This is a genomic window from Streptomyces sp. 4F14 (assembly GCF_048159485.1).
GTDB lineage: Bacteria > Actinomycetota > Actinomycetes > Streptomycetales > Streptomycetaceae > Streptomyces.
Window position 1 is genome coordinate 249,506 of record NZ_JBLRVY010000005.1, and the last position, 24,486, is coordinate 273,991.

Below are 24,486 nucleotides of genomic sequence, written 5' to 3' on the forward strand. Positions count from 1 at the left end.
GAACGAAGATGAGCCGTTCCGCACACCCCGCCGGGCCCCGTCACGCCGATGTGCTGCCGGAGGGGCACTACAGCGCCCCGCCCGCCGACCTGAACACGCTGGACAAGAAGGTCTGGGCGCAGACCGTCGGCCGGGACGAGCACGGTGAGCTGACCGTCGGCGGCATCCCCGCGACGCGTATCGCCGAGGAGTTCGGCACCCCCGTCTACGTCCTGGACGAGACGGACTTCCGCGCGCGGGCGAGGGCCTGGCGCACGGCGTTCGGCCCCGACGCGGACGTCTTCTACGCGGGCAAGGCGTTCCTGTCGAGGGCGGTCGTGCGCTGGCTGCACGAGGAGGGCCTGAACCTGGACGTCTGCTCGGGCGGCGAACTCGCGACGGCCCTGTCCGCGGGGATGCCCGCGGAGCGCATCGCGCTGCACGGCAACAACAAGTCCGTACAGGAGATCCGCCGGGCGATCGAGGCCGGGGTGGGCCGGATCGTGCTCGACTCCTTCCAGGAGATCGTCCGCGTCGCGCACATCGCCCGCGACCTCGGCAAGCGCCAGAAGGTGCAGATCAGGATCACGGTCGGCGTCGAGGCACACACGCACGAGTTCATCGCGACGGCCCACGAGGACCAGAAGTTCGGCATCCCCCTGGCCGGCGGCCAGGCCGCGGAGGCCGTACGGCGCGCGCTCCAGCTCGACGGCCTGGAGCTGATCGGTGTGCACAGCCACATCGGCTCGCAGATCTTCGACATGTCGGGCTTCGAGGTCGCGGCGCGACGGGTCGTCGGCCTGCTGAAGGAGATCCGCGACGAGCACGGCGTCGAGCTCCCGGAGATCGACCTCGGCGGCGGCCTCGGCATCGCGTACACCAGCGCCGACGACCCCCGCGAGCCGCACGAGATCGCGAAGGCGCTGAACGAGATCGTCACCCGCGAGTGCGAGGCGGCGGCCCTCGCCACCCCGCGCATCTCGGTCGAGCCGGGCCGCGCGATCGTCGGCCCGACGGCGTTCACGCTGTACGAGGTCGGCACGCTCAAGCCCCTGGACGGCCTGCGGACGTACGTCTCCGTCGACGGCGGCATGTCGGACAACATCCGCACCGCGCTGTACGACGCCGAGTACAGCGTCGCCCTCGTCTCGCGCACCAGCGACGCCGAGCCGATGCTGTCGCGCGTCGTCGGCAAGCACTGCGAGAGCGGGGACATCGTCGTGAAGGACGCGTTCCTGCCGGCCGACCTGGCGCCGGGCGACCTGCTCGCCGTACCGGCGACGGGCGCGTACTGCCGGTCGATGGCGAGCAACTACAACCACGTGCCGAGGCCCCCGGTGGTGGCGGTCAGAGACGGCGAGGCGCGGGTGATCGTGCGGCGGGAGACCGAGGAGGATCTGCTCAGGCTCGACGTGGGGTGACATCCACGGACCGCCACGGAAGAATCTCCTGTCAGCAGGGCTGATGGAAATGAAATCGACGTCTCACGATCCGGACCCGGGGCAGAAACCGCGGTCCGGTGGGTGAGACTGGTCGAACCGTAGACCGTATGAGGAAACGAGGTCGCATGATGCGTACGCGTCCGCTGAAGGTGGCGCTGCTGGGCTGTGGAGTCGTCGGCTCAGAGGTGGCCCGCATCATGACGACGCACGCCGAGGACCTCGCCGCGAGGATCGGCGCCCCCGTGGAACTCGCGGGTGTGGCCGTACGCCGCCCGTCCAAGGTCCGTGACGGCATCGACCCGGCCCTCGTCACGACGGACGCGACCGCGCTGGTCAAGCGCGGGGACATCGACGTCGTCGTCGAGGTCATCGGCGGCATCGAACCGGCCCGCACCCTCATCACGACCGCCTTCGAGCACGGCGCCTCGGTCGTCTCGGCGAACAAGGCGCTCCTCGCGCAGGACGGCGCGGCGCTGCACGCGGCGGCGCAGGAGCACGGCCGGGACCTGTACTACGAGGCGGCCGTCGCCGGCGCGATCCCCCTGATCCGCCCGCTGCGCGAGTCGCTGGCCGGCGACAAGGTCAACCGCGTGCTCGGCATCGTCAACGGCACGACGAACTTCATCCTCGACAAGATGGACTCGACCGGCGCCGGCTACCAGGAAGCGCTCGACGAGGCCACCGCCCTCGGGTACGCGGAGGCCGACCCGACCGCCGACGTCGAGGGCTTCGACGCCGCCGCCAAGGCCGCGATCCTCGCCGGGATCGCCTTCCACACCCGCGTGCGCCTCGACGACGTCTACCGCGAGGGCATGTCCGAGGTGACGGCCGCGGACTTCGCCTCGGCGAAGAACATGAACTGCACGATCAAGCTGCTGGCGATCTGCGAGCGCGCCGCCGACGGCGGTTCGGTCACCGCGCGCGTCCACCCCGCGATGATCCCGCTCACCCACCCGCTCGCCTCCGTGCGCGGCGCCTACAACGCCGTCTTCGTCGAGTCCGACGCGGCCGGCCAGCTCATGTTCTACGGCCCCGGCGCGGGCGGGGCGCCCACCGCCTCGGCCGTGCTCGGCGACCTCGTCGCCGTGTGCCGCAACCGGCTCAGCGGGGCGACGGGGCCCGGCGAGTCGGCGTACGCGGCCCTGCCGGTGTCGCCCATGGGCGATGTCGTGACGCGGTACCACATCAGCCTCGACGTCGCGGACAAACCGGGTGTTCTCGCCCAGGTCGCGACCGTGTTCGCCGAGCACGGGGTGTCGATCGATACCGTTCGTCAGCAGGGCAAGGACGGCGAGGCGTCTCTCGTCGTCGTCACCCACCGCGCTTCCGACGCCGCCCTCAGCGGGACCGTCGAGGCGCTGCGCAAGCTCGACACTGTCCGCGGTGTCGCCAGCATCATGCGGGTTGAAGGAGAGTAACCAGCAATGACCCACCAGTGGCGCGGAATCATCGAGGAGTACCGGGACCGGCTGCCCGTCTCCGCCAGCACGCCGGTCGTGACGCTCCGCGAGGGCGGCACGCCGCTCGTGCCCGCGCAGGTGCTCTCCGAGCGCACCGGCTGCGAGGTCCACCTCAAGGTCGAGGGCGCGAACCCGACGGGGTCCTTCAAGGACCGCGGCATGACCATGGCCATCTCGAAGGCCAAGGAGGAGGGCGCGCAGGCCGTCATCTGCGCCTCCACCGGCAACACGTCCGCCTCCGCCGCCGCGTACGGCGTCCGCGCGGGCATGGTCTCCGCCGTCCTCGTGCCGCGCGGCAAGATCGCGCTCGGCAAGATGGGCCAGGCCCTCGTGCACGGCGCGAAGATCCTCCAGGTCGACGGCAACTTCGACGACTGCCTCACCCTCGCCCGCGACCTGAGCGACAACTACCCCGTCGCGCTGGTCAATTCGGTGAACCCGGTACGCATCGAGGGCCAGAAGACCGCCGCCTTCGAGATCGTCGACATGCTCGGCGACGCCCCCGACATCCACGTCCTGCCGGTCGGCAACGCGGGCAACATCACCGCGTACTGGAAGGGCTACAAGGAGTACGCCGCCGACGGCGTCGCCGCGAGGACGCCCCGCATGTGGGGGTTCCAGGCGTCCGGCTCCGCGCCGATCGTGCGCGGCGAGGTCGTCAAGGACCCGTCCACGATCGCGACGGCGATCCGCATCGGCAACCCGGCCTCCTGGGACTACGCGCTCGCCGCCCGCGACGAGTCCGGCGGGCTCATCGACGAGGTGACGGACCGTGAGATCCTGCGCGCCTACCGGCTGTTGGCCGCCCAGGAGGGCGTCTTCGTCGAGCCCGCCTCGGCCGCGTCGGTCGCCGGCCTGCTGAAGGCCGCCGAGCAGGGCAAGGTCGACCCCGGCCAGCGCATCGTCTGCACGGTCACCGGCAACGGCCTCAAGGACCCCGACTGGGCGGTCGCGGGCGCCCCGCAGCCGCTCACCGTCCCCGTCGACGCGGCGGCCGCGGCCCAGAACCTCGGTCTCGTCTAGGGGTTTCCCCGCCAGGGGTGCACAGGGGGCTTACGACACGCATCGTGCGCCTCCTGTGCGCCCTATGTCGCCACAGAACCTTCCTTCGATAGGCTGTAGCGAACCCGCCCGCTGCATATGCACCGCGGATGCCGGGCTGCCGCGCCGTCGCCGCAGCCCCGGGGGGTCTCACCGCACGTCAGTCACCGAACGTCGACGCCGCATGACAATCGACAGTTCCGCAGCTCAAGGAGTTCATCGAGCGATGGCCGGTCCAGCCTTCCGCGCCGCCGCCGTCCGGGTGCGCGTCCCCGCCACCAGCGCCAACCTCGGGCCCGGCTTCGACGCCCTCGGCCTCGCGCTGGGGCTCTACGACGACGTCGTCGTCCGGGTCGCCGACTCCGGGCTGCACATCGACATCGCCGGAGAGGGCAGCGAGACCCTCCCGCGCGACGAGAGCCACCTCCTCGTCCGGTCCATGCGCACCGCCTTCGACGCCCTCGGCGGACAGCCGCGCGGCCTGGAGATCGTCTGCGCCAACCGCATCCCGCACGGCCGCGGCCTCGGCTCCTCGTCCGCCGCGATCTGCGCCGGCATCGTCGCCGCGCGCGCCGTCACCATAGGCGGCGAATCCCGGCTCGACAGCGCCGCGCTCCTCGAACTCGCCACCGAGATCGAGGGCCACCCCGACAACGTCGCGGCCTGTCTGTTCGGCGGATTCACCATTTCCTGGATGGACGGCGGCGCCGCCCGCGCGATCCGTACCGAGCCCGCCGATTCCATCGTTCCGGTGGTTTTCGTGCCCGGGAAACCGGTCCTCACCGAGACCGCGCGCGGACTGCTCCCGCGCACCGTCCCGCACGTCGACGCCGCCGCCAACGCGGGCCGTGCCGCGCTGCTCGTCGAGGCCCTGACCCGGCGTCCCGAACTGCTGCTGCCCGCCACCGAGGACCGGCTCCACCAGGAGTACCGCGCCCCCGCGATGCCGCAGAGCGCGGCGCTCGTCGAGCGGCTGCGCGCCGACGGGATCCCCGCGGTGATCTCCGGCGCGGGACCCACCGTGATGGCGCTGGCCGACGCGGAATCGGCCGACAAGGTCGAGGCGTCGGCGGGTGCGGACTGGGCCGCCAACCGGCTGGGCCTGGACCTTCAGGGGGCGAGCGTATTGCCGCTCGCACCCGCCGGCGACCTCCACGCATAAGGCATCGCGTGAATCGTCGCCGGATTTCGAGAGGGGGAATGTTTGTTGGATCCGGTAGTGTTAACCTCAAGTCTGCACCCGACCCCACCATGGCGAGGTGCTTCACGTCCCCGTCCGGGACAGACATTCTTCCGGGAGCTCCCCAAGCCGCATTGCGTTCCGTACGACGCACCTGGGCAGTGCGCTGTATACCGACGCTGAGTGGCCCGCAGGGCACGCTCCGGAACAGGTGCGACCCCTGATCTGTCGGGGGAGCGCCATCACCAGAAACCTCATCCGCCGCTCCGGCGGATTACCGCCCCGGCCTCCGTCCACACACAGGGACAGGAGCCGGACAGCACAACCGGTCGCCGAGCCAGACAGGCCGACGTCCGCTCCAGGGAAGGACCCTTCGTGAGCGACACCACCGATCTGATGGGCGCACGTGTCGAGGAGACAGCTGCCGCGCCCGCCACGGACGCCTCCGCGCCTGCCGCCGGTGCCGGCTCCCGGCGGCGCCGCGGTACCGGCCTTGAGGGCATGGTGCTGGCAGAGCTTCAGCAGGTCGCATCCGGCCTCGGGATCAAGGGCACCGCGCGGATGCGCAAGAGCCAGCTGATCGACGTCATCAAGGAGGCGCAGGCCGGGGGCGGCGCCGCCGCCGCGCAGGCCGAGGCGCCCGCCGAGAAGCCCAAGCGCCGCGCCACCTCCCGCGCCCGTACGGCCGAGGAGGCGCCCGCCGCCAAGGCCGAGGCGCCCGCCGCCGAGCAGGCCCAGCAGCAGATCGACATCCCCGGCCAGCCGGCCGGTGACGCGCCCGTCGAGCGTCGTGGCCGCCGCCGCGCCACCGCCGAGGCCGGTGCCCCCGTGGCCGCCGCCGTCGAGACGGCCGTCGCCGAGGTGAAGACCGAGCCCAAGGCCGAGGCGCCCGTCGCCGCGCAGCCGCAGGCCGACGCCGGTGACGGCGAGGGCCGCCGCCAGGGCCGCCGCGAGCGTGGCCGCGAACGCGGTGACCGCAGTGAGCGGGGCGAGCGCCGGGGCCGCAGCGACGACCAGCAGGGCCAGGGCCGTCAGGAGCGCCAGCCGCGCCAGGACCGTCAGGAGCGCCAGGACCGTCAGGAGCAGGGTGGCCGTCAGGACCGCCAGCAGCGCGACAACGGCCCGCGCCTCGACGAGGACGACGAGTTCGGCGACGGCCGCCGCGGCCGCCGGGGCCGCTACCGCGACCGCCGCGGCCGCCGTGGCCGTGACGAACTCGGCGCCGCCGAGCCGCAGCTCGCCGACGACGACGTCCTGATCCCCGTCGCGGGCATCCTCGACATCCTCGACAACTACGCCTTCATCCGTACGTCGGGCTACCTGCCGGGCCCCAACGACGTGTACGTCTCCCTCGCCCAGGTCCGCAAGAACGGCCTGCGCAAGGGTGACCACGTCACGGGCGCGGTCCGCCAGCCCAAGGACGGCGAGCGGCGCGAGAAGTTCAACGCGCTCGTGCGGCTCGACTCCACCAACGGCATGGCGCCCGAACACGGCCGTGGCCGCCCGGAGTTCAACAAGCTGACGCCGCTGTACCCGCAGGACCGGCTCCGTCTGGAGACCGACCCGGGTGTGCTGACCACGCGGATCATCGACCTCGTGTCGCCGATCGGCAAGGGCCAGCGCGGTCTGATCGTGGCCCCGCCGAAGACCGGCAAGACCATGATCATGCAGGCCATCGCCAACGCGATCACGCACAACAACCCCGAGTGCCACCTGATGGTCGTCCTCGTCGACGAGCGTCCGGAAGAGGTCACCGACATGCAGCGGTCGGTGAAGGGCGAGGTCATCTCCTCGACCTTCGACCGTCCCGCCGAGGACCACACCACGGTCGCCGAGCTCGCCATCGAGCGCGCCAAGCGGCTGGTGGAGCTGGGCCACGACGTCGTCGTCCTGCTCGACTCGATCACGCGTCTGGGCCGTGCGTACAACCTCGCCGCGCCCGCCTCCGGCCGCATCCTGTCCGGTGGTGTCGACTCGACGGCCCTCTACCCGCCGAAGCGCTTCTTCGGTGCCGCGCGCAACATCGAGGACGGCGGCTCGCTGACCATCCTCGCGACCGCGCTCGTCGACACCGGGTCCCGCATGGACGAGGTGATCTTCGAGGAGTTCAAGGGCACCGGCAACATGGAGCTCAAGCTCGACCGGAAGCTCGCCGACAAGCGGATCTTCCCGGCCGTCGACGTCGACGCGTCCGGTACCCGCAAGGAAGAGATCCTGCTCGGCAACGAGGAGCTGGCGGTCGTCTGGAAGCTGCGCCGGGTGCTGCACGCGCTCGACCAGCAGCAGGCGATCGAGCTGCTCCTCGACAAGATGAAGCAGACGAAGTCGAACGCCGAGTTCCTGATGCAGATCCAGAAGACGACGCCGGGCAACGGCAGCGACTGACGTCTGTAGGCGGTCTCTGAGAACGGTCACCCCTCATGCACGGGGGGTGACCGTTTTTCTGTCTTTTTCCTGTGTTTTTGATCGGCTCTGGCGACTTGTGCAACCCTGTCCGGAGTTTCCCCGTCTGATCTGGCGGAGTGATGATGAGACGAGGCAGAAGAGAGCCGAGGAGCCATGTCCGCCGAGAGCACGCCTGACATACCGGGGAACAGCCACCGCAAGCCCAGGAGGCGGCGGGGGCTGATGGTCGCGGCGTGGGTCGCCGGGGGGATCCTCGTCCTCGGCGGGACCGGGGCGGGGTACCTCTACTTCAAGCTCAACGGCAACATCAAGAGCGTCGACATCGACCAGGCCCTCGGCACGGACCGGCCCGCCAAGGTCGACAACGGCTCCGAGAACATCCTCGTCCTCGGGTCCGACTCGCGGTCCGGGTCCAACAAGAAGCTCGGCGGGGGGACCGACGACGGGAGCGCCCGCTCGGACACGGCGATGATCGTCCACGTCTACGAGGGGCACAAGAAGGCCGGCGTCGTCTCCATACCCCGGGACACCCTCGTCGACCGGCCCGCCTGCACCGACGCGCGCGGTGTCACCCACGATGCCGCGAACGGGGTGATGTTCAACTCCGCGTACACCACCGGTGGGGCCGCCTGCGCCGTCAAGACCGTCGAGTCCATCACGAACCTGCGGATGGACCACTACCTCGAAGTCGACTTCTCCGGGTTCGAGAAGCTCATCGACGAGCTCGGTGGTGTGCGGGTCACGACGACCAAGGCGATCAGCGACAAGGACAGCCACCTCGACCTGGCGGCCGGCACCCACACCCTCAACGGGCAACAGGCGCTCGGTCTCGTCCGCACCCGTCATGGCGTCGGCGACGGCTCCGACCTCGGCCGCATCCAGCTCCAGCAGGCGTTCATCAAGGCCCTCGTCAACCAGGTCGGGTCCATCGGCCTCTTCACGAGCCCCACCAAGCTGTACGACCTCGCGAACACGGCCACGAAGGCGGTCACGACCGACTCCGACCTGGGCTCGGTCAACTCCCTGATGTCCTTCGCCAACGGTTTGAAGGGCATCAGCTCGTCCAACATGACGATGGTCACGATGCCCGTCCAGTACGACCCGGCGAACCCGAACCGGGTGATCATCGCCGAGACCAAGGCGGCCCAGGTCTGGACGGCCCTGAAGACGGACCAGCCGATCCCGAAGACGGCCACGGAGGGAACGGCGACGGGGGAGGCCAATGGGGTGGTGGCTGCGTCGTGAAGGCCGGGTGCGGGTGCGTCGTGGCCGTTCGCGCAGTTCCCCGCGCCCCTGAAAAGCAGGCGCAAGCGCCTTGCTTTTCATCTCGAAGAGGCGCGGGACCAGTCATGACGAGCCCGCACCCGCCCCCCGGGAATACAACCCCCCACCCCCCGGTTTGGGCGTATGGCTCCAGTCCTGGCAGACTGGTACGTCGGCCCCGGTTCACGCCCCGCGACCGCGGAAGCGACCCGGTGCCCTCCCGTAAATCTAGGAGAATCCCTTGAAGCGCGACATCCACCCCGAGTACGTCGAGACGCAGGTCAGCTGCACCTGTGGCGCGTCGTTCACGACTCGCAGCACGATCCAGTCCGGCACCATCCGCGCGGACGTGTGCTCCGAGTGCCACCCGTTCTACACGGGCAAGCAGAAGATCCTCGACACCGGTGGCCGCGTGGCCCGCTTCGAGGCCCGCTTCGGCAAGGCCGCCGCCGGCTCCAAGAAGTAGCGAGCCCCTCTTCGCCGGTCCACGGCAGCGCCCCCGCGAGGGAGTGCTCCCGGGACCGGCGTTTTTGGTCGCCGCCCACTTCACATCCGTAAGCGAAAGCAGGAGCACCGAGATGTTCGAGGCCGTCGAGGAACTGGTCACGGAACACGCCGACCTGGAGAAGCAGCTCGCCGACCCGGCGGTCTTCGCCGACCAGGCGAACGCGCGCAAGCTGAACAAGCGCTACGCCGAGCTGACCCCCATCGTCGGGACGTACCGCTCCTGGAAGCAGACCGGCGAGGACATCGTGACGGCGAAGGAGTTCGCCGCCGACGACCCGGACTTCGCGGCGGAGGTCAAGGAGCTGGAGAAGCAGCGCGAGGAGCTGACGGAGAAGCTGCGCCTGCTGCTCGTCCCGCGCGACCCCTCGGACGACAAGGACGTGATCCTGGAGATCAAGGCGGGCGCGGGCGGCGACGAGTCCGCCCTGTTCGCCGGCGACCTGCTGCGGATGTACCTGCGGTACGCGGAGCGCGTCGGCTGGAAGACCGAGATCATCGACGCCACGGAATCGGAGCTGGGCGGCTACAAGGACGTCCAGGTCGCCGTGAAGACCAAGGGCGGCAACGGCGCCACCGAGCCCGGCCAGGGCGTCTGGGCGCGGCTGAAGTACGAGGGCGGCGTGCACCGCGTGCAGCGCGTGCCGGCCACCGAGTCGCAGGGCCGTATCCACACCTCCGCCGCCGGTGTCCTGGTGACGCCCGAGGCCGAGGAGGTCGACGTGGAGATCAACCCGAACGACCTGCGCATCGACGTCTACCGCTCCTCGGGCCCCGGCGGGCAGTCCGTCAACACCACGGACTCCGCCGTACGCATCACGCACCTGCCCACCGGCGTCGTAGCCTCCTGTCAGAACGAGAAGAGCCAGTTGCAGAACAAGGAGCAGGCGATGCGTATCCTGCGCTCCAGGCTGCTCGCCGCCGCTCAGGAGGAGGCGGAGCGGGAGGCCGCGGACGCCCGGCGCAGCCAGGTGCGGACCGTCGACCGCTCCGAGAAGATCCGTACGTACAACTTCCCGGAGAACCGCATCTCCGACCACCGTGTCGGCTTCAAGTCGTACAACCTGGACCAGGTCCTGGACGGCGACCTCGACGCGGTCATCCAGGCGTGCGTCGACGCGGACTCGGCGGCGAAGCTCGCGGCCGCGTAAGCACCCCAGTGACGAAGACCGGAGGACTCGCGTGAACCTGCTGCTCGCCGAGGTGGCCCAGGCCACCCAGCGGCTGGCCGCCGCCGGCGTGCCCTCGCCGCGTACCGACGCGGAGGAGCTGGCCGCGTTCGTGCACGCGGTGAAGCGCGGCGAACTGCACTCCGTGAAGGACTCCGACTTCGACGCCCGCTACTGGGAGGCCATCGCCCGGCGCGAGCAGCGCGAGCCGCTCCAGCACATCACCGGGCGGGCCTACTTCCGATACCTGGAACTCCAGGTCGGGCCCGGGGTGTTCGTGCCCCGCCCGGAGACCGAGTCGGTCGTCGGGTGGGCCATAGACGCGGTGCGCGCGATGGACGTGGTCGAGCCGACCATCGTCGACCTGTGCACCGGCTCCGGCGCGATCGCCCTCGCCCTCGCCCAGGAGGTGCCGCGCTCCAAGGTGCACGCCGTGGAGCTGTCCGAGGACGCGCTCGTGTGGACCCGCAAGAACATGGCCGGCTCCCGCGTCGACCTGCGCCAGGGCAACGCCCTCGACGCGTTCCCCGACCTCGACGGCCAGGTCGACCTGGTCATCACCAACCCGCCGTACATCCCGCTCACCGAGTGGGAGTACGTCGCCCCCGAGGCCCGCGACTACGACCCCGAGCTGGCGCTGTTCTCCGGCGAGGACGGCCTCACGCTCATCCGGGGCCTGGAGCGCACCGCGCACCGGCTGCTGCGGCCCGGCGGCGTCGTCGTCGTCGAGCACGCGGACACGCAGGGCGGGCAGGTGCCGTGGATCTTCACCGAGGAACTCGGCTGGGCCGACGCCGCCGACCACCCCGACCTCAACAACCGCCCCCGCTTCGCGACCGCCCGCCGGGCGATGCCGTGATGACTGCTTCGGTGACTGTTCCGTACGTATTCGAGCTGGAGGCTTGCTAGACATGGCACGGCGATACGACACCAACGACGCGACCGACCGTACGACCGGTCTGCGTGAGGCCGCGTCCGCCGTCCGGCGGGGCGAGCTGGTCGTGCTGCCCACCGACACGGTGTACGGGATCGGCGCGGACGCGTTCTCCTCCGAGGCCGTGGCGGAACTCCTCGACGCGAAGGGGCGGGGCCGCAACATGCCCACGCCCGTGCTCATCGGCTCGCCCAACACGCTGCACGGGCTCGTCACCGACTTCTCCGAGCTGGCCTGGGAGCTGGTCGACGCGTTCTGGCCGGGCGCCCTGACGCTGGTCGCCCGGCACCAGCCGTCCCTCCAGTGGGACCTGGGGGACACGCGGGGGACCGTCGCCGTGCGGATGCCGCTGCACCCCGTCGCGATCGAGCTGCTCACCGAGGTCGGGCCGATGGCCGTGTCCTCCGCCAACCTCACCGGGCACCCGGCGCCGGAGAACTGCGACGAGGCCCAGGGCATGCTGGGGGACTCCGTCTCCGTCTACCTCGACGGCGGGCCCACGCCCGGGAACGTGCCCTCCTCCATCGTCGACGTCACCCGCGAGGTGCCCGTCCTGCTGCGCGAGGGGGCCATCACCGCGGAGGAGCTGCGGAAGGTCGTACCCGATCTTGAGGTGGCGAATTGACGGGGCCCGTGCGCTGCGCTGACCTGTGCGGGCGGGGGGTTTCCCCATGCCGGGCATAGGCGGTGGGGAGTCGGCCGCCGAGATCACGACGACCTTCGGGTTCCCCCGGGACAGCTTCCGGATCCTGCACGTCAGCACCGGGAACGTGTGCCGCTCGCCCATCACCGAGCGGCTCACCCGGCACTTCGTCGCCGAGCGGCTCGGCATCCTCGGGGGCGGGCTCATCGTCGAGAGCGCCGGGACCTGGGGGCACGAGGGCGCTCCCATGGAGGCCAACGCAGAGGCCGTGCTCGCGGAGTTCGGGGCGGACGCGTCCGGGTTCACCGGGCGTGAGCTGCTCGACGAGCACGTCATCCGGGCCGACCTGGTGCTGACCGCCACCCGCGACCACCGGGCGCAGGTCATCTCCATGGGGCACTCCGCGGGCCTGCGGACCTTCACGCTCAAGGAGTTCACCCGGCTCGTGAAGGCCATAGACCCGGCCACCCTGCCGTCCCTGGACGAAGGGGTCGTCATGCGCGCCCGCGCCCTCGTACGGGCCGCCGCGGCCCTGCGCGGCTGGCTCCTGGCCCCCACCCCCGAGGCGGACGAGGTGCACGATCCGTACGGGGCCCCGCTGCCGTTCTTCCGGTCCATCGGGGACGAGATACACCAGGCGCTGGATCCCGTCGTGACCGCGCTCACCGGGGTGCCCGCGCGGATGTAGACGGGCGGGCCGGGGGCGCCGGGCCTACATTGGGGGTACGCCCGCTTCGAAGCCCGGGAGCCTGTCATGACCGTCTCCCCGCCTGTGCCGCAAGCCGATGCAGCCGATGTCCTGCTGCGGCAGGATCCCGAGCTGGCCGAGGTGCTGCTCGGGGAGCGGCGGCGGCAGGCTTCCGGGCTGCAACTCGTCGCCGCCGAGAACTTCTGCTCGCCCGCCGTGCTGGCCGCGCTGGGCTCCGTGCTCGCCAACAAGTACGCCGAGGGGTATCCGGGGGCCCGGCACCACGGCGGCTGCGAGATCGTCGACGTCGCCGAGCGGATCGCCGTGGAGCGGGCGAAGGCCCTGTTCGGGGCGGGCCACGCGAACGTGCAGCCGCACTCGGGCTCGTCCGCCGTGCTGGCCGCGTACGCCGCGCTGCTGCGGCCCGGTGACACCGTGCTCGCGCTGGGCCTGCGGGACGGGGGCCATCTGACGCACGGGTCGCCCGTCAACTTCTCGGGCCGCTGGTTCTCTTTCGTGTCCTACGGCGTCGATCCGGACAGCGGGCTGGTCGACCACGACGCCGTGCGCAGGCTGGCCCGTGAGCATCGGCCGAAGGCGATCGTGTGCGGGTCGATCGCGTACCCGCGCCATCTCGATCACGGCTTCTTCCGCGAGGTGGCCGACGAGGTGGGCGCCTATCTGATCGCCGACGCCGCCCACACCGTCGGCCTGGTCGCCGGGGGCGTCGCGCCCAGTCCCGTGCCGTACGCCGATGTGGTGTGCGCGACCACGCACAAGGTGCTGCGCGGGCCCCGGGGCGGGATGCTGCTGTGCGGGGAGGAGCTCGCGGAACGGGTCGACCGGGCTGTTTTCCCGTTCACGCAGGGCGGGGCGCAGATGCACACGGTGGCCGCCAAGGCGGTGGCGTTCGGGGAGGCCGCCGCGCCGGCGTTCGCGGGGTACGCGCGGCAGGTCGTCGCCAACGCCCGGGTGCTCGCGGCGGGGCTCGCGGCCGAGGGGATGCGGGTGATCACCGGGGGGACCGACACCCATCTGATCGTCGTCGATCCGGCGCCGCTCGGGGTCGAGGCGAAGGCCGCGCGGGGGCGGCTGGCGGCCGCCCGGGTGATTCTGGACTGCTGCGGTCTGCCGGGCGGCGGCGGGCGCGGGCTGCGGCTGGGGACCGCCGCCGTGACCACGCAGGGGATGGGGGAGGCCGAGATGGCCCGCGTCGCCGTGCTGCTCGCGGGGGTCGTACGAGGTGAGGTGACCGCGCGGAGAGGGTGTGAGGAAGTGGCGGAGCTGGTCCGGGAACGGCCGCCGTATCCGGACTGAACGGGCGGTCCGGGGCACACGTACAGAGGGGCACACAGCCGGACGTGCAACCATCGTGGCTACCCGGATGTCCTTACCCGTATGCGCTCGTCGCTAGGGTGTGGGGCTGAGATGGCCAGCGAGACCTGTGGGGAAGCCCGTGCGTGAATACCTGCTGACGCTCTGCATCACGGCCGCGGTGACGTATCTGCTGACCGGGCCGGTGCGGAAGTTCGCGATCGTGGCCGGGGCGATGCCGGAGATCCGGGCGCGTGACGTGCACCGGGAACCGACTCCGCGGCTCGGTGGGATCGCGATGTTCTTCGGGCTGTGCGCGGGGCTGCTGGTCGCGGATCATCTGACCAACCTGAACGAGGTGTTCGAGAAGTCGAACGAGCCTCGGGCGTTGTTGTCGGGGGCCGCGCTGATCTGGCTGATCGGTGTGCTCGACGACAAGTTCGAGATCGACGCGCTGATCAAGCTGGGCGCGCAGATGATCGCCGCCGGTGTCATGGTCGTCCAGGGGCTCACGATCCTGTGGCTGCCGATCCCGTTCGTGGGAACCGTCGCGTTGACGCAGTGGCAGGGCACCCTGCTGACGGTCGCCCTGGTCGTCATCACGATCAACGCCGTCAACTTCGTGGACGGCCTCGACGGCCTCGCGGCCGGCATGGTGTGCATCGCCGCCGCCGCGTTCTTCATGTACGCCTACCGGATCTGGTACTCGTACGGCATCGAGGCCGCCGCCCCCGCGACGCTGTTCTCGGCGATCCTGATGGGCATGTGCCTGGGCTTCCTGCCGCACAACATGCACCCGGCGCGGATCTTCATGGGCGACTCGGGGTCGATGCTGATCGGCCTGATCCTCGCGGCGGGCGCGATCTCCATCACCGGCCAGGTCGACCCGGACGCGATGAAGCTGTACGTCGGCTCCGAGCGCGACGCCGTCCACCAGATGGTGCCGGTGTACATCCCGCTGCTGATGCCGCTGACCATCATCGCGATCCCGGCGGCCGACCTGATCCTCGCGATCGTCCGCCGCACCTGGCGCGGCCAGTCCCCGTTCGCGGCGGACCGGGGTCACCTGCACCACCGCCTCCTGGAGGTCGGCCACTCGCACAGCCGGGCCGTCCTGATCATGTACTTCTGGTCGGCGCTGATCGCGTTCGGGGCGCTGGCCTACTCCGTCAACTCGGCGTCGATGTGGATCGTCCTGGGCGTCGCGGCGCTGAGCGCGGTCGGCCTGGTCCTGTTGCTGCTGCCCCGCTTCACCCCGCGCGCCCCGCGGTGGGCGCAGGCGTTCCTGCCGCCGCGCTACCGGCGCCGCAGGGCCGTGCCGGCCCTCCTCCCGGTGGCACCGGAGGAGGCCGAGGAGCGGACGCCGGTGGGTGCGGGGGCCGGCGTCAACGGGGCGACCGCCGTGGGGGGTCGTACCCGGTTCCCCCGAAGGTGAGAACGTTCCGAGCGGGGTCCCGCTCAAAGTAAGAATCTGACTAGAGCATTGCCAAGTCGTGGGGGAAGCTAGAGGGTGCGAAGGGGGCAATACCAGACAAGCTCCCCCGGTTCTCGCTCACGCGTGCACGTTCACTCTCATGTGTGACACCTGGCACCCCTTCGAGGTAAAGACCTCATCAAATAGTTTGTGATACGGTTCACGAGAACCCCGGACAGAGCCGACGGACCGCAGTACGACGGTCCAAAGGTCTGAGGTCTCACCCCCTCGAACCGGGTCTACGCTCGTCCATGACGACAGCCCTTCCCCCTCCCTTGAACGCGGAGTTGCCGCCATGCCGTCCAACGACGTCCGGATCCTGGCCCAGGCCGCTGTGCCCACAGCCGCCGCCGGCGCTATCGCCGCTGTCGTCAGCGGTGTGGTCGCGGGCGGCAAGGGCGCCATCGGGGCGGTCGTCGCGACGGTCGTGGTGACCCTCTTCATGGGGATCGGGTTCTACGTGCTCCAGCGCACGGCCAAAACGCTTCCGCATCTCTTCCAGTCCATGGGCCTGATGCTCTACGCGGCGCAGATCCTGCTGCTCTTCGTCTTCATGGCCGTGTTCAAGAACACCACCCTGTTCAACCCCCGGGCCTTCGCCATCACGCTCGTCGTCGCCACCCTCGCGTGGATCGCGGCTCAGACGCGTGCCCACATGAAGGCCAAGATCCTCTACGTCGAGCCCGAAAAATCGGGGCACTCGTCGTGAGAGGTAGGGGCGGGATAAGGACGTACGAGAGATCCTGCTATCGTCCGGTGCCAACTGCGGCATCGCGGGCGCGGGCATTCGAGCTGACGCCTGTCCAATCGCGAGGCGAGATGCCCCTGAGCCGCCCTCACATCCGTAACACCAGTCCCGTGCCGAACGGCGGCCCCGTGCCGCGCCGACACAACGAGGTTGCCGTACCTATGCGCCACGACGAAGGAGCCCGCGGTGAGTGCTGACCCGACGCAGACGCTCGCTTTCGACACGAGCTGTCACCTGTTCGACGGGTGTGGTTTCGACACGGTCGCTCCGGGCCTTCACTCGTTCCTGTTCAAGCCGCTCTTCGGCGACGCGGACAGCAACCTGTACTTCAACAAGACGATGCTGCTGGCGCTGCTCGGCTCGATCATCATCGTCGGCTTCTTCTGGGCCGCCTTCGCCAGGCCGAAGGTCGTCCCGGGCAAGCTGCAGATGGTCGCCGAAGCCGGCTACGACTTCATCCGGCGCGGCGTCGTCTACGAGACGATCGGCAAGAAGGAGGGCGAGAAGTACGTACCTCTCATCGTCTCCCTCTTCTTCTTCATCTGGGTGATGAACCTCTGGTCGATCATCCCGCTCGCCCAGTTCCCGGTCACCTCGATCATCGCGTACCCGGCGGGCCTCGCGGCCCTGGTGTACATCCTGTGGGTCTCCCTGACCTTCAAGCGGCACGGCTTCGTCGGCGCCTTCAAGAACTTCAGCGGCTACGACAAGTCCCTCGGCGCGGTCCTGCCGATGGTCATGACCCTCGAACTGCTCTCGAACCTGATCGTGCGCCCCTTCACGCACGCGGTCCGGCTCTTCGCGAACATGTTCGCCGGCCACACGCTGCTGCTGCTCTTCACCATCGCCAGCTGGTACATGCTCAACGGCATCGGTATCGCCTACTCCGGCGTGTCCTTCGTGATGGTCATCGTGATGACGGCCTTCGAGCTCTTCATCCAGGCAGTTCAGGCGTACGTCTTCGTGCTGCTGACCTGCACCTTCATCCAGGGCGCGCTCGCCGAGCACCACTGAGCACAGCCCGCTCCCGCACCCCCCAAAGCACCCGGTGGCCAACCCCCACCGGACCTTGAAAGAGAAGGAAGAACCGGACATGTCCGCTCTCCAGACCCTTGCCGCCGGCGTCGAGATCAAGGGCAACCTCGGCTCCATCGGTTACGGCCTCGCCGCCATCGGCCCGGGCGTCGGCGTCGGCATCATCTTCGGTAACGGCACCCAGGCGCTCGCCCGCCAGCCCGAAGCTGCCGGCCTGATCCGCGCCAACCAGATCCTCGGCTTCGCCTTCTGTGAGGCGCTCGCGCTGATCGGTCTGGTCATGCCGTTCGTTTACCCGAGCGCCTGACCTGATCCGTCGGACCGCCCCTTTCGACGAAAGGCACTGATATGAGCCCTCTGGTTCTCATGGCGGCTGAGGAGGCGGAAAACCCCCTCATCCCGCCGGTCCCCGAGCTCGTCATCGGCCTCATCGCCTTCGTCATCGTCTTCGGCTTCCTCGCCAAGAAGCTCCTCCCGAACATCAACAAGGTTCTGGAAGAGCGTCGCGAGGCCATCGAGGGCGGTATCGAAGACGCGCAGGCCATGCAGCAGGAGGCCCAGAGCGTCCTGGAGCAGTACAAGGCCCAGCTCGCCGAGGCCCGCCACGAGGCCGCCCGACTGCGCCAGGAGGCGCAGGAGCAGGGCGCCACGCTGATCGCGGACATGCGCGCCGAAGGCCAGCGCCAGCGCGAGGAGATCGTCGCCGCCGGTCACGCGCAGATCGCCGCCGACCGCAAGGCAGCCTCCTCCGCGCTGCGCCAGGACGTCGGCAAGCTCGCCACCGAACTGGCCGGCAAGCTCGTCGGCGAGTCCCTTGAGGACCACGCCCGGCAGAGCCGCGTCATCGACCGTTTCCTCGATGACCTTGAGGAGAAGGCCGAGGCGTCGCGATGAACGGAGCCAGCCGCGAGGCCCTGGCCGCCGCACGGGAGCGCCTCGACGCGCTGACCGACGCCACGTCGGTCGACGCGAGCGCGCTCGCCGGTGAGCTGGCGTCCGTGACCGCACTGCTCGACCGCGAGGTCAGCTTGCGTCGGGTCCTCACCGACCCGGCGCAGTCCGGCGAGGCCAAGGCCGCGCTCGCCGCGCGCCTGCTCGGCGACCGGATCAGCGGCCCCGCCGCCGACCTGGTGGCCGGCCTGGTCCGCAGCCGCTGGTCGCAGTCCCGCGACCTGGTGGACGCGCTGGAGGAACTGGCGAACATCGCCGACCTCACCGCCGCCCAGAAGGCGGGCACGCTCGACGACGTCGAGGACGAACTCTTCCGCTTCGGGCGGATCGTCTCCTCCTCGACCGAGCTGCGCGCCGCGCTGACCGATCGGAAGGCCACCGCCGCGGCCAAGGGCGAGCTGCTGCGCAGCCTGCTCGCGCGCCGTGCGGACGCGGCCACCGAACGGCTGGTGACCCGCCTGGTGACCGCGCCGCGTGGCCGTAGCCTGGAATCGGGCCTGGAGGCCCTCTCCAAGCTCGCCGCCGAGCGCCGGGACCGGATCGTCGCCGTGGTCACCTCGGCGGTCCCGCTGAGCGACGGCCAGAAGCAGCGCCTCGGCGCCGCCCTCGCCAAGCTCTACGGCCGCTCGATGCACCTCAACCTCGACGTCGACCCCGAGGTCGTCGGCGGGATCCGGGTGCAGGTGGGTGACGAGGTCATCAACGGCTCGGTCGCCGACCGCATCGAGGACGCCGCCCGCCGCATGGCGAGCTAGCAAGACAGACGTAGAAATACGGCCCGCGTTGGGCCGTGCAGAGGATTCACCTCTTTACATGGGGGGAGTCCCCAATCCCCCCAAGTGAAACTTCGGGCCCAACAAGGAGAGCAGGAACTCAGATGTCGGAGCTCACGATCCGGCCGGAGGAGATCCGGGACGCGCTGGAGACCTTCGTCCAGTCGTACCAGCCGGACGCGGCCTCGCGCGAGGAGGTCGGGACGGTCACCCTCGCCGGCGACGGCATCGCGAAGGTCGAGGGCCTTCCCTCGGCCATGGCCAACGAACTGCTGAAGTTCGAGGACGGCACCCTCGGCCTCGCGCTGAACCTGGAAGAGCGCGAGATCGGCGCCATCGTCCTCGGCGAGTTCAGCGGCGTCGAGGAGGGTCAGCCGGTGCACCGCACCGGTGAGGTCCTCTCCGTCGCGGTCGGCGAGGGCTACCTCGGCCGCGTCGTCGACCCGCTCGGCAACCCGATCGACGGCCTCGGCGAGATCGAGACCAGCGGTCGCCGCGCCCTGGAGCTCCAGGCTCCCGGCGTCATGGCCCGTAAGTCGGTCCACGAGCCGATGGAGACCGGCTACAAGGCCGTCGACGCGATGACCCCGATCGGCCGTGGCCAGCGTCAGCTGATCATCGGCGACCGCCAGACCGGCAAGACCGCCCTGGCCGTCGACACGATCATCAACCAGCGCGACAACTGGCGCTCCGGCGACCCGAAGAAGCAGGTCCGCTGCGTCTACGTCGCCATCGGCCAGAAGGGCTCGACCATCGCCTCCGTGCGTGGCGCCCTCGAAGAGGCCGGCGCGCTGGAGTACACGACCATCGTCGCCGCCCCCGCGTCCGACCCGGCCGGCTTCAAGTACCTGGCGCCGTACACCGGTTCCGCCATCGGCCAGCAGTGGATGTACGAGGGCAAGCACGTCCTCATCATCTTCGACGACCTGTCGAAGCAGGCCGACGCCTACCGCGCCGTCTCCCTCCTGCTGCGCCGCCCGCCGGGCCGCGAGGCGTACCCGGGCGACGTCTTCTACCTGCACTCCCGTCTCCTGGAGCGCTGCGCGAAGCTCTCCGACGAGCTGGGCGCCGGCTCGATGACCGGTCTGCCGATCGTCGAGACCAAGGCGAACGACGTGTCGGCGTTCATCCCGACCAACGTCATCTCCATCACCGACGGCCAGTGCTTCCTGGAGTCGGACCTGTTCAACGCCGGTCAGCGCCCCGCGCTGAACGTCGGTATCTCCGTCTCCCGAGTCGGTGGTTCCGCGCAGCACAAGGCGATGCGCCAGGTCTCCGGCCGACTGCGTCTCGACCTCGCCCAGTACCGCGAGCTGGAGGCGTTCGCCGCCTTCGGTTCCGACCTGGACGCCGCGTCGAAGGCCCAGCTGGAGCGTGGTTCGCGTCTGGTGGAGCTGCTCAAGCAGGCTCAGTACCAGCCGATGGCCACCGAGGACCAGGTCGTCTCCATCTGGGCCGGCACCAACGGCAAGATGGACGAGGTTCCGGTCGTCGACATCCGCCGCTTCGAGAAGGAGCTGCTTGAGTACCTGCACCGCAAGGAGCAGGGCCTCATGACCTCCATCAAGGAGGGCGCCAAGATGTCGGACGACACCATCCAGGCGATCGACGACGCCATCGCGGAGTTCAAGAAGCAGTTCGAGACCGCGGACGGCAAGCTGCTCGGCGAAGACTCCGCCGCCAAGTGACGTAAGGAAGGGACCTGACTCATGGGAGCCCAGCTCCGGGTCTACAAGCGTCGCATCCGATCCGTCACCGCGACCAAGAAGATCACCAAGGCGATGGAGATGATCGCCGCCTCGCGCGTCGTCAAGGCGCAGCGCAAGGTGGCGGCCTCCACGCCGTACGCGACCGAGCTGACGCGCGCGGTCACGGCGGTCGGGACCGGTTCGAACACGAAGCACCCGCTGACCACGCAGGCCGAGACCGTCGTACGGTCCGCGGTCCTGCTGCTGACCAGCGATCGCGGTCTGGCCGGCGCCTTCAACTCCAACGCCATCAAGGCGGCGGAGAAGCTCACGGCGCAGCTCCAGGCCGAGGGCAAGGAGGTCGACACGTACATCGTCGGCCGCCGGGGTGTCGCGCACTACAACTTCCGTGAGCGGAAGATCGCGGACTCGTGGTCGGGCTTCACCGACGAGCCGACGTACGCGGACGCCAAGCAGGTCGCGGCGCCGCTGATCGAGGCGATCGAGAAGGAGACGGCGGACGGCGGGGTGGACGAGATCCACATCGTGTTCACCGAGTTCGTCTCGATGATGACGCAGACCGCGCTCGACGACCGTCTGCTGCCGCTCAGCCTCGACGAGGCGGCGGGCGCGGGCTCGGCCGAGGCCAAGCAGGGCGAGATCCTTCCCCTGTACGACTTCGAGCCCTCGGCGGAGGACGTCCTCGACGCCCTGCTGCCGCGCTATGTGGAGAGCCGCGTCTACAACGCGCTGCTCCAGTCGGCGGCTTCGAAGCACGCGGCGACGCGGCGTGCGATGAAGTCGGCCACCGACAACGCGGGTGAGCTGATCGAGACGCTCTCCCGCCTTGCCAACGCGGCCCGCCAGGCCGAAATCACCCAGGAAATCAGCGAGATCGTCGGTGGCTCCGCAGCCCTGGCCGACGCGACCGCGGGGAGTGACCGCTAATGACCACCACTGTTGAGACCGCGACGGCCACGGGCCGTATCGCCCGGGTCATCGGCCCGGTCGTCGACGTGGAGTTCCCCGTCGACGCCATGCCCGACATCTACAACGCGCTGCACGTCGAGGTCGCCGACCCCGCCGAGGACGGCGCGAAGAAGACGCTGACCCTGGAGGTCGCCCAGCACCTGGGTGACGGCCTGGTCCGCACCATCTCGATGCAGCCCACCGACGGTCTGGTCCGCCAGGCCCCGGTGACCGACACGGGCACGGGCATCACCGTCCCCGTCGGTGACTTCACCAAGGGCAAGGTGTTCAACACCCTCGGCGAGGTCCTGAACGTCGACGAGCAGTACGAGGGCGAGCGCTGGTCCATCCACCGCAAGGCCCCCAACTTCGACGAGCTCGAGTCGAAGACCGAGATGTTCGAGACCGGCGTCAAGGTCATCGACCTGCTGACCCCGTACGTCAAGGGCGGCAAGATCGGTCTGTTCGGCGGTGCCGGCGTCGGCAAGACGGTGCTCATCCAGGAGATGATCTACCGCGTCGCCAACAACCACGACGGTGTCTCCGTGTTCGCCGGTGTCGGTGAGCGCACCCGTGAGGGCAACGACCTCATCGAGGAGATGGCCGACTCGGGCGTCATCGACAAGACGGCCCTCGTCTTCGGCCAGATGGACGAGCCCCCGGGCACCCGTCTGCGCGTGGCCCTCGCCGGTCTGACCATGGCGGAGTACTTCCGCGATGTGCAGAAGCAGGACGTGCTGTTCTTCATCGACAACATCTTCCGCTTCACCCAGGCCGGTTCCGAGGTGTCGACCCTGCTCGGCCGTATGCCCTCCGCGGTGGGCTACCAGCCGAACCTGGCCGACGAGATGGGTCTCCTCCAGGAGCGCATCACCTCGACCCGCGGTCACTCGATCACCTCGATGCAGGCGATCTACGTCCCCGCGGACGACCTGACCGACCCGGCCCCGGCCACCACCTTCGCCCACCTCGACGCGACGACGGTTCTCTCCCGTCCGATCTCCGAGAAGGGCATCTACCCGGCCGTGGACCCGCTGGACTCCACGTCCCGGATCCTGGACCCCCGCTACATCGCGGCGGACCACTACAACACCGCGATGCGCGTCAAGACGGTCCTCCAGAAGTACAAGGACCTCCAGGACATCATCGCGATCCTCGGTATCGACGAGCTGGGTGAGGAGGACAAGCTCACCGTCCACCGCGCCCGTCGCGTGGAGCGCTTCCTGTCCCAGAACACCCACGTCGCCAAGCAGTTCACCGGCGTCGACGGGTCGGACGTGCCGCTGGACGAGTCGATCGCCGCGTTCAACGCGATCATCGACGGCGACTACGACCACTTCCCGGAGCAGGCGTTCTTCCTCTGCGGTGGCATCGAGGACCTGAAGGCCAACGCCAAGGAGCTGGGCGTCTCCTGAACTCCTGTGAGTTCTGAGGGGGCGGGTGCGTCCCGTCCCCTCTTTCACGCCCATGCTGCATTGCCCGGGGGACAACCCCCGGACCCCCGGCCGAAGCTGGGGCGGGGCCCCGACACATTGGTGCTGTAGGGCCCATTAGACTTGTAACCAACACCCGGCAGGACCGCCGGGTGGTGACCCGAGGAGCCAACCTTGGCTGCTGAGCTGCACGTCGCGCTGGTCGCGGCCGACCGAGAGGTCTGGTCGGGCGACGCGACTCTCGTCGTCGCGCGCACCACGTCCGGCGACATCGGCGTCATGCCCGGTCACCAGCCGCTGCTCGGTGTGCTGGAGTCGGGCCCGGTGACCATCCGTACGAGTGGTGGCGGCACCGTCGTCGCCGCCGTGCACGGCGGATTCATCTCGTTCGCCGACAACAAGCTGTCGCTGCTGGCCGAGGTCGCCGAGCTGTCGGACGAGATCGATGTCCAGCGCGTCGAGCGTGAGCTGGAGCGCGCGAAGGCCGAGGGCGACGCCGCCGCCGAGCGGCGCGCGGAGGTCCGACTGCGCGCGGCGGCCACGCATTGATCGCAGCACCCATGTGATGCCAGTCACTCAGCCGCGGCCGGCCCGGAGAGATCCGGTGCCGGTCGCGGCTGTGGCAGATCTGGATGGTTTTTCCGTTCCGTTACCAATCGCCGAACCGCATTTCGGTACGTAGGAGACGAGGAGGTCGGTGCCGATGGTCCTCGCTCTGACTGTGTCCGGAATCGTCGTGGCCCTCGTGGTGCTGGGCCTGTTCGTCTTCGGCCTGCGCCGCAGACTGATCCAGCGCTCGGGCGGCACGTTCGACTGTTCGCTGCGCTGGGACGTCCCCGAGAAACCCGACCCCAGCGGAAAAGGCTGGTCCTACGGCGTGGCCCGCTACAGCGGCGACAGCGTCGAGTGGTACCGCGTCTTCTCCTACGCCTACCGGCCCCGCCGGGTCCTGGAGCGCTCGGCGATCGAGGTCTCCGGCCGCCGACTCCCGGAGGGCGAGGAGGAGTTGGCGCTCCTGTCGGACGCGGTGGTCCTCGCCTGCACACATCGCGGGACACGGCTGGAACTGGCGATGAGCGAGGACGCGCTGACCGGTTTCCTCGCCTGGCTGGAGGCGGCTCCGCCCGGTCAGCGCGTCAACGTGGCCTGACCCCCCTCAGATCCGCAGCGGGCACACCGGCCGGACCGGCTGCTCCGCCGTGGCCGGACTCTGCCCCTGCGAGAGGGTCACCGACACGGTGACCTGGGAGAGTACGGCCAGCAGGGCCGCCGAGGTGACCGAGCCGAGGGCGGCGAGCCGGGCCGCCGTCGGTGTGAGACGTCGCTTGGTGCTGGGTCGGCGCTTCATGAGTCCCCCCGGACTTTCCGTTCCGCTTGCTGTGCTTGTTCCGC

24 protein-coding genes are annotated in these 24,486 nt (G+C 69.8%); 23 read left to right on the forward strand and 1 reads right to left on the reverse strand.

The features are described 5' to 3' along the window. The first annotated feature begins 8 nt into the window (after positions 1-8). The 23 genes from lysA to ACLZOT_RS10620 all read left to right on the forward strand — a co-directional run bounded on the left by lysA (position 9) and on the right by ACLZOT_RS10620 (position 24,244). Positions 9-1,400 carry a diaminopimelate decarboxylase gene (lysA, locus tag ACLZOT_RS10510; RefSeq protein WP_416968517.1) on the forward strand — a complete coding sequence of 464 codons (1,392 nt, stop codon included), beginning with the start codon at positions 9-11 and terminating at the stop codon, positions 1,398-1,400. Between the two features lie 146 nt (positions 1,401-1,546). Continuing rightward, entirely contained in the window at positions 1,547-2,839 is a 1,293-nt protein-coding gene (locus ACLZOT_RS10515; protein ID WP_416968518.1) for a homoserine dehydrogenase, read from the forward strand. Positions 2,840-2,845: 6 nt separating this feature from the next. Next, positions 2,846-3,904 (forward strand): threonine synthase, encoded by a 1,059-nt coding sequence (gene thrC, locus ACLZOT_RS10520; RefSeq protein WP_416968519.1) that lies wholly within the window; start codon positions 2,846-2,848, stop codon positions 3,902-3,904. Positions 3,905-4,148: 244 nt separating this feature from the next. Beyond that, the gene (gene thrB, locus ACLZOT_RS10525) at positions 4,149-5,084 is read left to right on the forward strand and encodes a homoserine kinase (RefSeq protein ID WP_416968520.1); all 936 of its coding nucleotides are present in this window, start codon (positions 4,149-4,151) and stop codon (positions 5,082-5,084) included. Between the two features lie 393 nt (positions 5,085-5,477). Continuing rightward, positions 5,478-7,487, forward strand: coding sequence for a transcription termination factor Rho (gene rho / locus ACLZOT_RS10530; protein WP_416968521.1), 2,010 nt, complete (start codon positions 5,478-5,480; stop codon positions 7,485-7,487). Between the two features lie 174 nt (positions 7,488-7,661). Next, complete coding sequence (locus ACLZOT_RS10535; RefSeq protein WP_416968522.1) at positions 7,662-8,753, forward strand: LCP family protein; 1,092 nt, start codon at positions 7,662-7,664, stop codon at positions 8,751-8,753. A 259-nt stretch (positions 8,754-9,012) separates the two neighbouring features. Next, positions 9,013-9,237: a 50S ribosomal protein L31 gene (rpmE, locus tag ACLZOT_RS10540; protein ID WP_416968523.1), complete on the forward strand. Its 225-nt coding sequence runs from the start codon at positions 9,013-9,015 to the stop codon at positions 9,235-9,237. Positions 9,238-9,349: 112 nt separating this feature from the next. After that, entirely contained in the window at positions 9,350-10,426 is a 1,077-nt protein-coding gene (gene prfA, locus ACLZOT_RS10545) for a peptide chain release factor 1 (protein ID WP_416968524.1), read from the forward strand. Between the two features lie 31 nt (positions 10,427-10,457). Beyond that, a complete protein-coding gene (prmC, locus tag ACLZOT_RS10550; protein WP_416968525.1) occupies positions 10,458-11,303 on the forward strand; it encodes a peptide chain release factor N(5)-glutamine methyltransferase in 846 nt (281 codons plus the stop codon). A 52-nt stretch (positions 11,304-11,355) separates the two neighbouring features. Continuing rightward, positions 11,356-12,003 (forward strand): L-threonylcarbamoyladenylate synthase, encoded by a 648-nt coding sequence (locus tag ACLZOT_RS10555; protein WP_319735859.1) that lies wholly within the window; start codon positions 11,356-11,358, stop codon positions 12,001-12,003. A gap of 46 nt (positions 12,004-12,049) precedes the next feature. Next, positions 12,050-12,709: a protein-tyrosine-phosphatase gene (locus ACLZOT_RS10560; protein ID WP_416968526.1), complete on the forward strand. Its 660-nt coding sequence runs from the start codon at positions 12,050-12,052 to the stop codon at positions 12,707-12,709. 66 nt (positions 12,710-12,775) lie between these two features. After that, positions 12,776-14,026: a serine hydroxymethyltransferase gene (gene glyA, locus ACLZOT_RS10565; protein ID WP_416968527.1), complete on the forward strand. Its 1,251-nt coding sequence runs from the start codon at positions 12,776-12,778 to the stop codon at positions 14,024-14,026. A 139-nt stretch (positions 14,027-14,165) separates the two neighbouring features. Continuing rightward, on the forward strand, positions 14,166-15,458 hold the full coding sequence (locus ACLZOT_RS10570) for an MraY family glycosyltransferase (protein WP_416968528.1): 1,293 nt from the start codon (positions 14,166-14,168) through the stop codon (positions 15,456-15,458). Positions 15,459-15,792: 334 nt separating this feature from the next. Then, positions 15,793-16,206, forward strand: a complete 414-nt coding sequence (locus ACLZOT_RS10575; RefSeq protein ID WP_355861563.1) for a hypothetical protein — start codon at positions 15,793-15,795, stop codon at positions 16,204-16,206. A 225-nt stretch (positions 16,207-16,431) separates the two neighbouring features. Beyond that, positions 16,432-17,259, forward strand: coding sequence for a F0F1 ATP synthase subunit A (gene atpB, locus ACLZOT_RS10580; protein ID WP_416968529.1), 828 nt, complete (start codon positions 16,432-16,434; stop codon positions 17,257-17,259). Between the two features lie 79 nt (positions 17,260-17,338). Beyond that, entirely contained in the window at positions 17,339-17,587 is a 249-nt protein-coding gene (locus tag ACLZOT_RS10585; protein ID WP_010357477.1) for an ATP synthase subunit C, read from the forward strand. Positions 17,588-17,628: 41 nt separating this feature from the next. After that, positions 17,629-18,174, forward strand: a complete 546-nt coding sequence (locus ACLZOT_RS10590; RefSeq protein WP_416968530.1) for a F0F1 ATP synthase subunit B — start codon at positions 17,629-17,631, stop codon at positions 18,172-18,174. After that, on the forward strand, positions 18,171-18,986 hold the full coding sequence (locus tag ACLZOT_RS10595; protein WP_416968531.1) for a F0F1 ATP synthase subunit delta: 816 nt from the start codon (positions 18,171-18,173) through the stop codon (positions 18,984-18,986). The genes ACLZOT_RS10590 and ACLZOT_RS10595 overlap by 4 nt, the downstream gene beginning before the upstream one ends. Before the next feature lie 122 nt (positions 18,987-19,108). Next, positions 19,109-20,692, forward strand: coding sequence for a F0F1 ATP synthase subunit alpha (gene atpA / locus ACLZOT_RS10600; protein ID WP_416968532.1), 1,584 nt, complete (start codon positions 19,109-19,111; stop codon positions 20,690-20,692). Between the two features lie 21 nt (positions 20,693-20,713). After that, positions 20,714-21,640: a F0F1 ATP synthase subunit gamma gene (locus ACLZOT_RS10605; protein WP_416968533.1), complete on the forward strand. Its 927-nt coding sequence runs from the start codon at positions 20,714-20,716 to the stop codon at positions 21,638-21,640. Beyond that, positions 21,640-23,076, forward strand: a complete 1,437-nt coding sequence (gene atpD / locus ACLZOT_RS10610) for a F0F1 ATP synthase subunit beta (RefSeq protein WP_416968534.1) — start codon at positions 21,640-21,642, stop codon at positions 23,074-23,076. The genes ACLZOT_RS10605 and atpD overlap by 1 nt, the downstream gene beginning before the upstream one ends. A 192-nt stretch (positions 23,077-23,268) precedes the next feature. Continuing rightward, positions 23,269-23,643, forward strand: coding sequence for a F0F1 ATP synthase subunit epsilon (locus ACLZOT_RS10615; protein WP_416968535.1), 375 nt, complete (start codon positions 23,269-23,271; stop codon positions 23,641-23,643). Positions 23,644-23,797: 154 nt separating this feature from the next. After that, positions 23,798-24,244, forward strand: a complete 447-nt coding sequence (locus ACLZOT_RS10620) for a DUF2550 domain-containing protein (RefSeq protein WP_416968536.1) — start codon at positions 23,798-23,800, stop codon at positions 24,242-24,244. A 6-nt stretch (positions 24,245-24,250) separates the two neighbouring features. Here ACLZOT_RS10620 and ACLZOT_RS10625 read toward each other — a convergent pair whose 3' ends face one another. Continuing rightward, positions 24,251-24,442, reverse strand: a complete 192-nt coding sequence (locus tag ACLZOT_RS10625; protein ID WP_416968537.1) for a hypothetical protein — start codon at positions 24,440-24,442, stop codon at positions 24,251-24,253. Positions 24,443-24,486 lie beyond the last annotated feature (44 nt).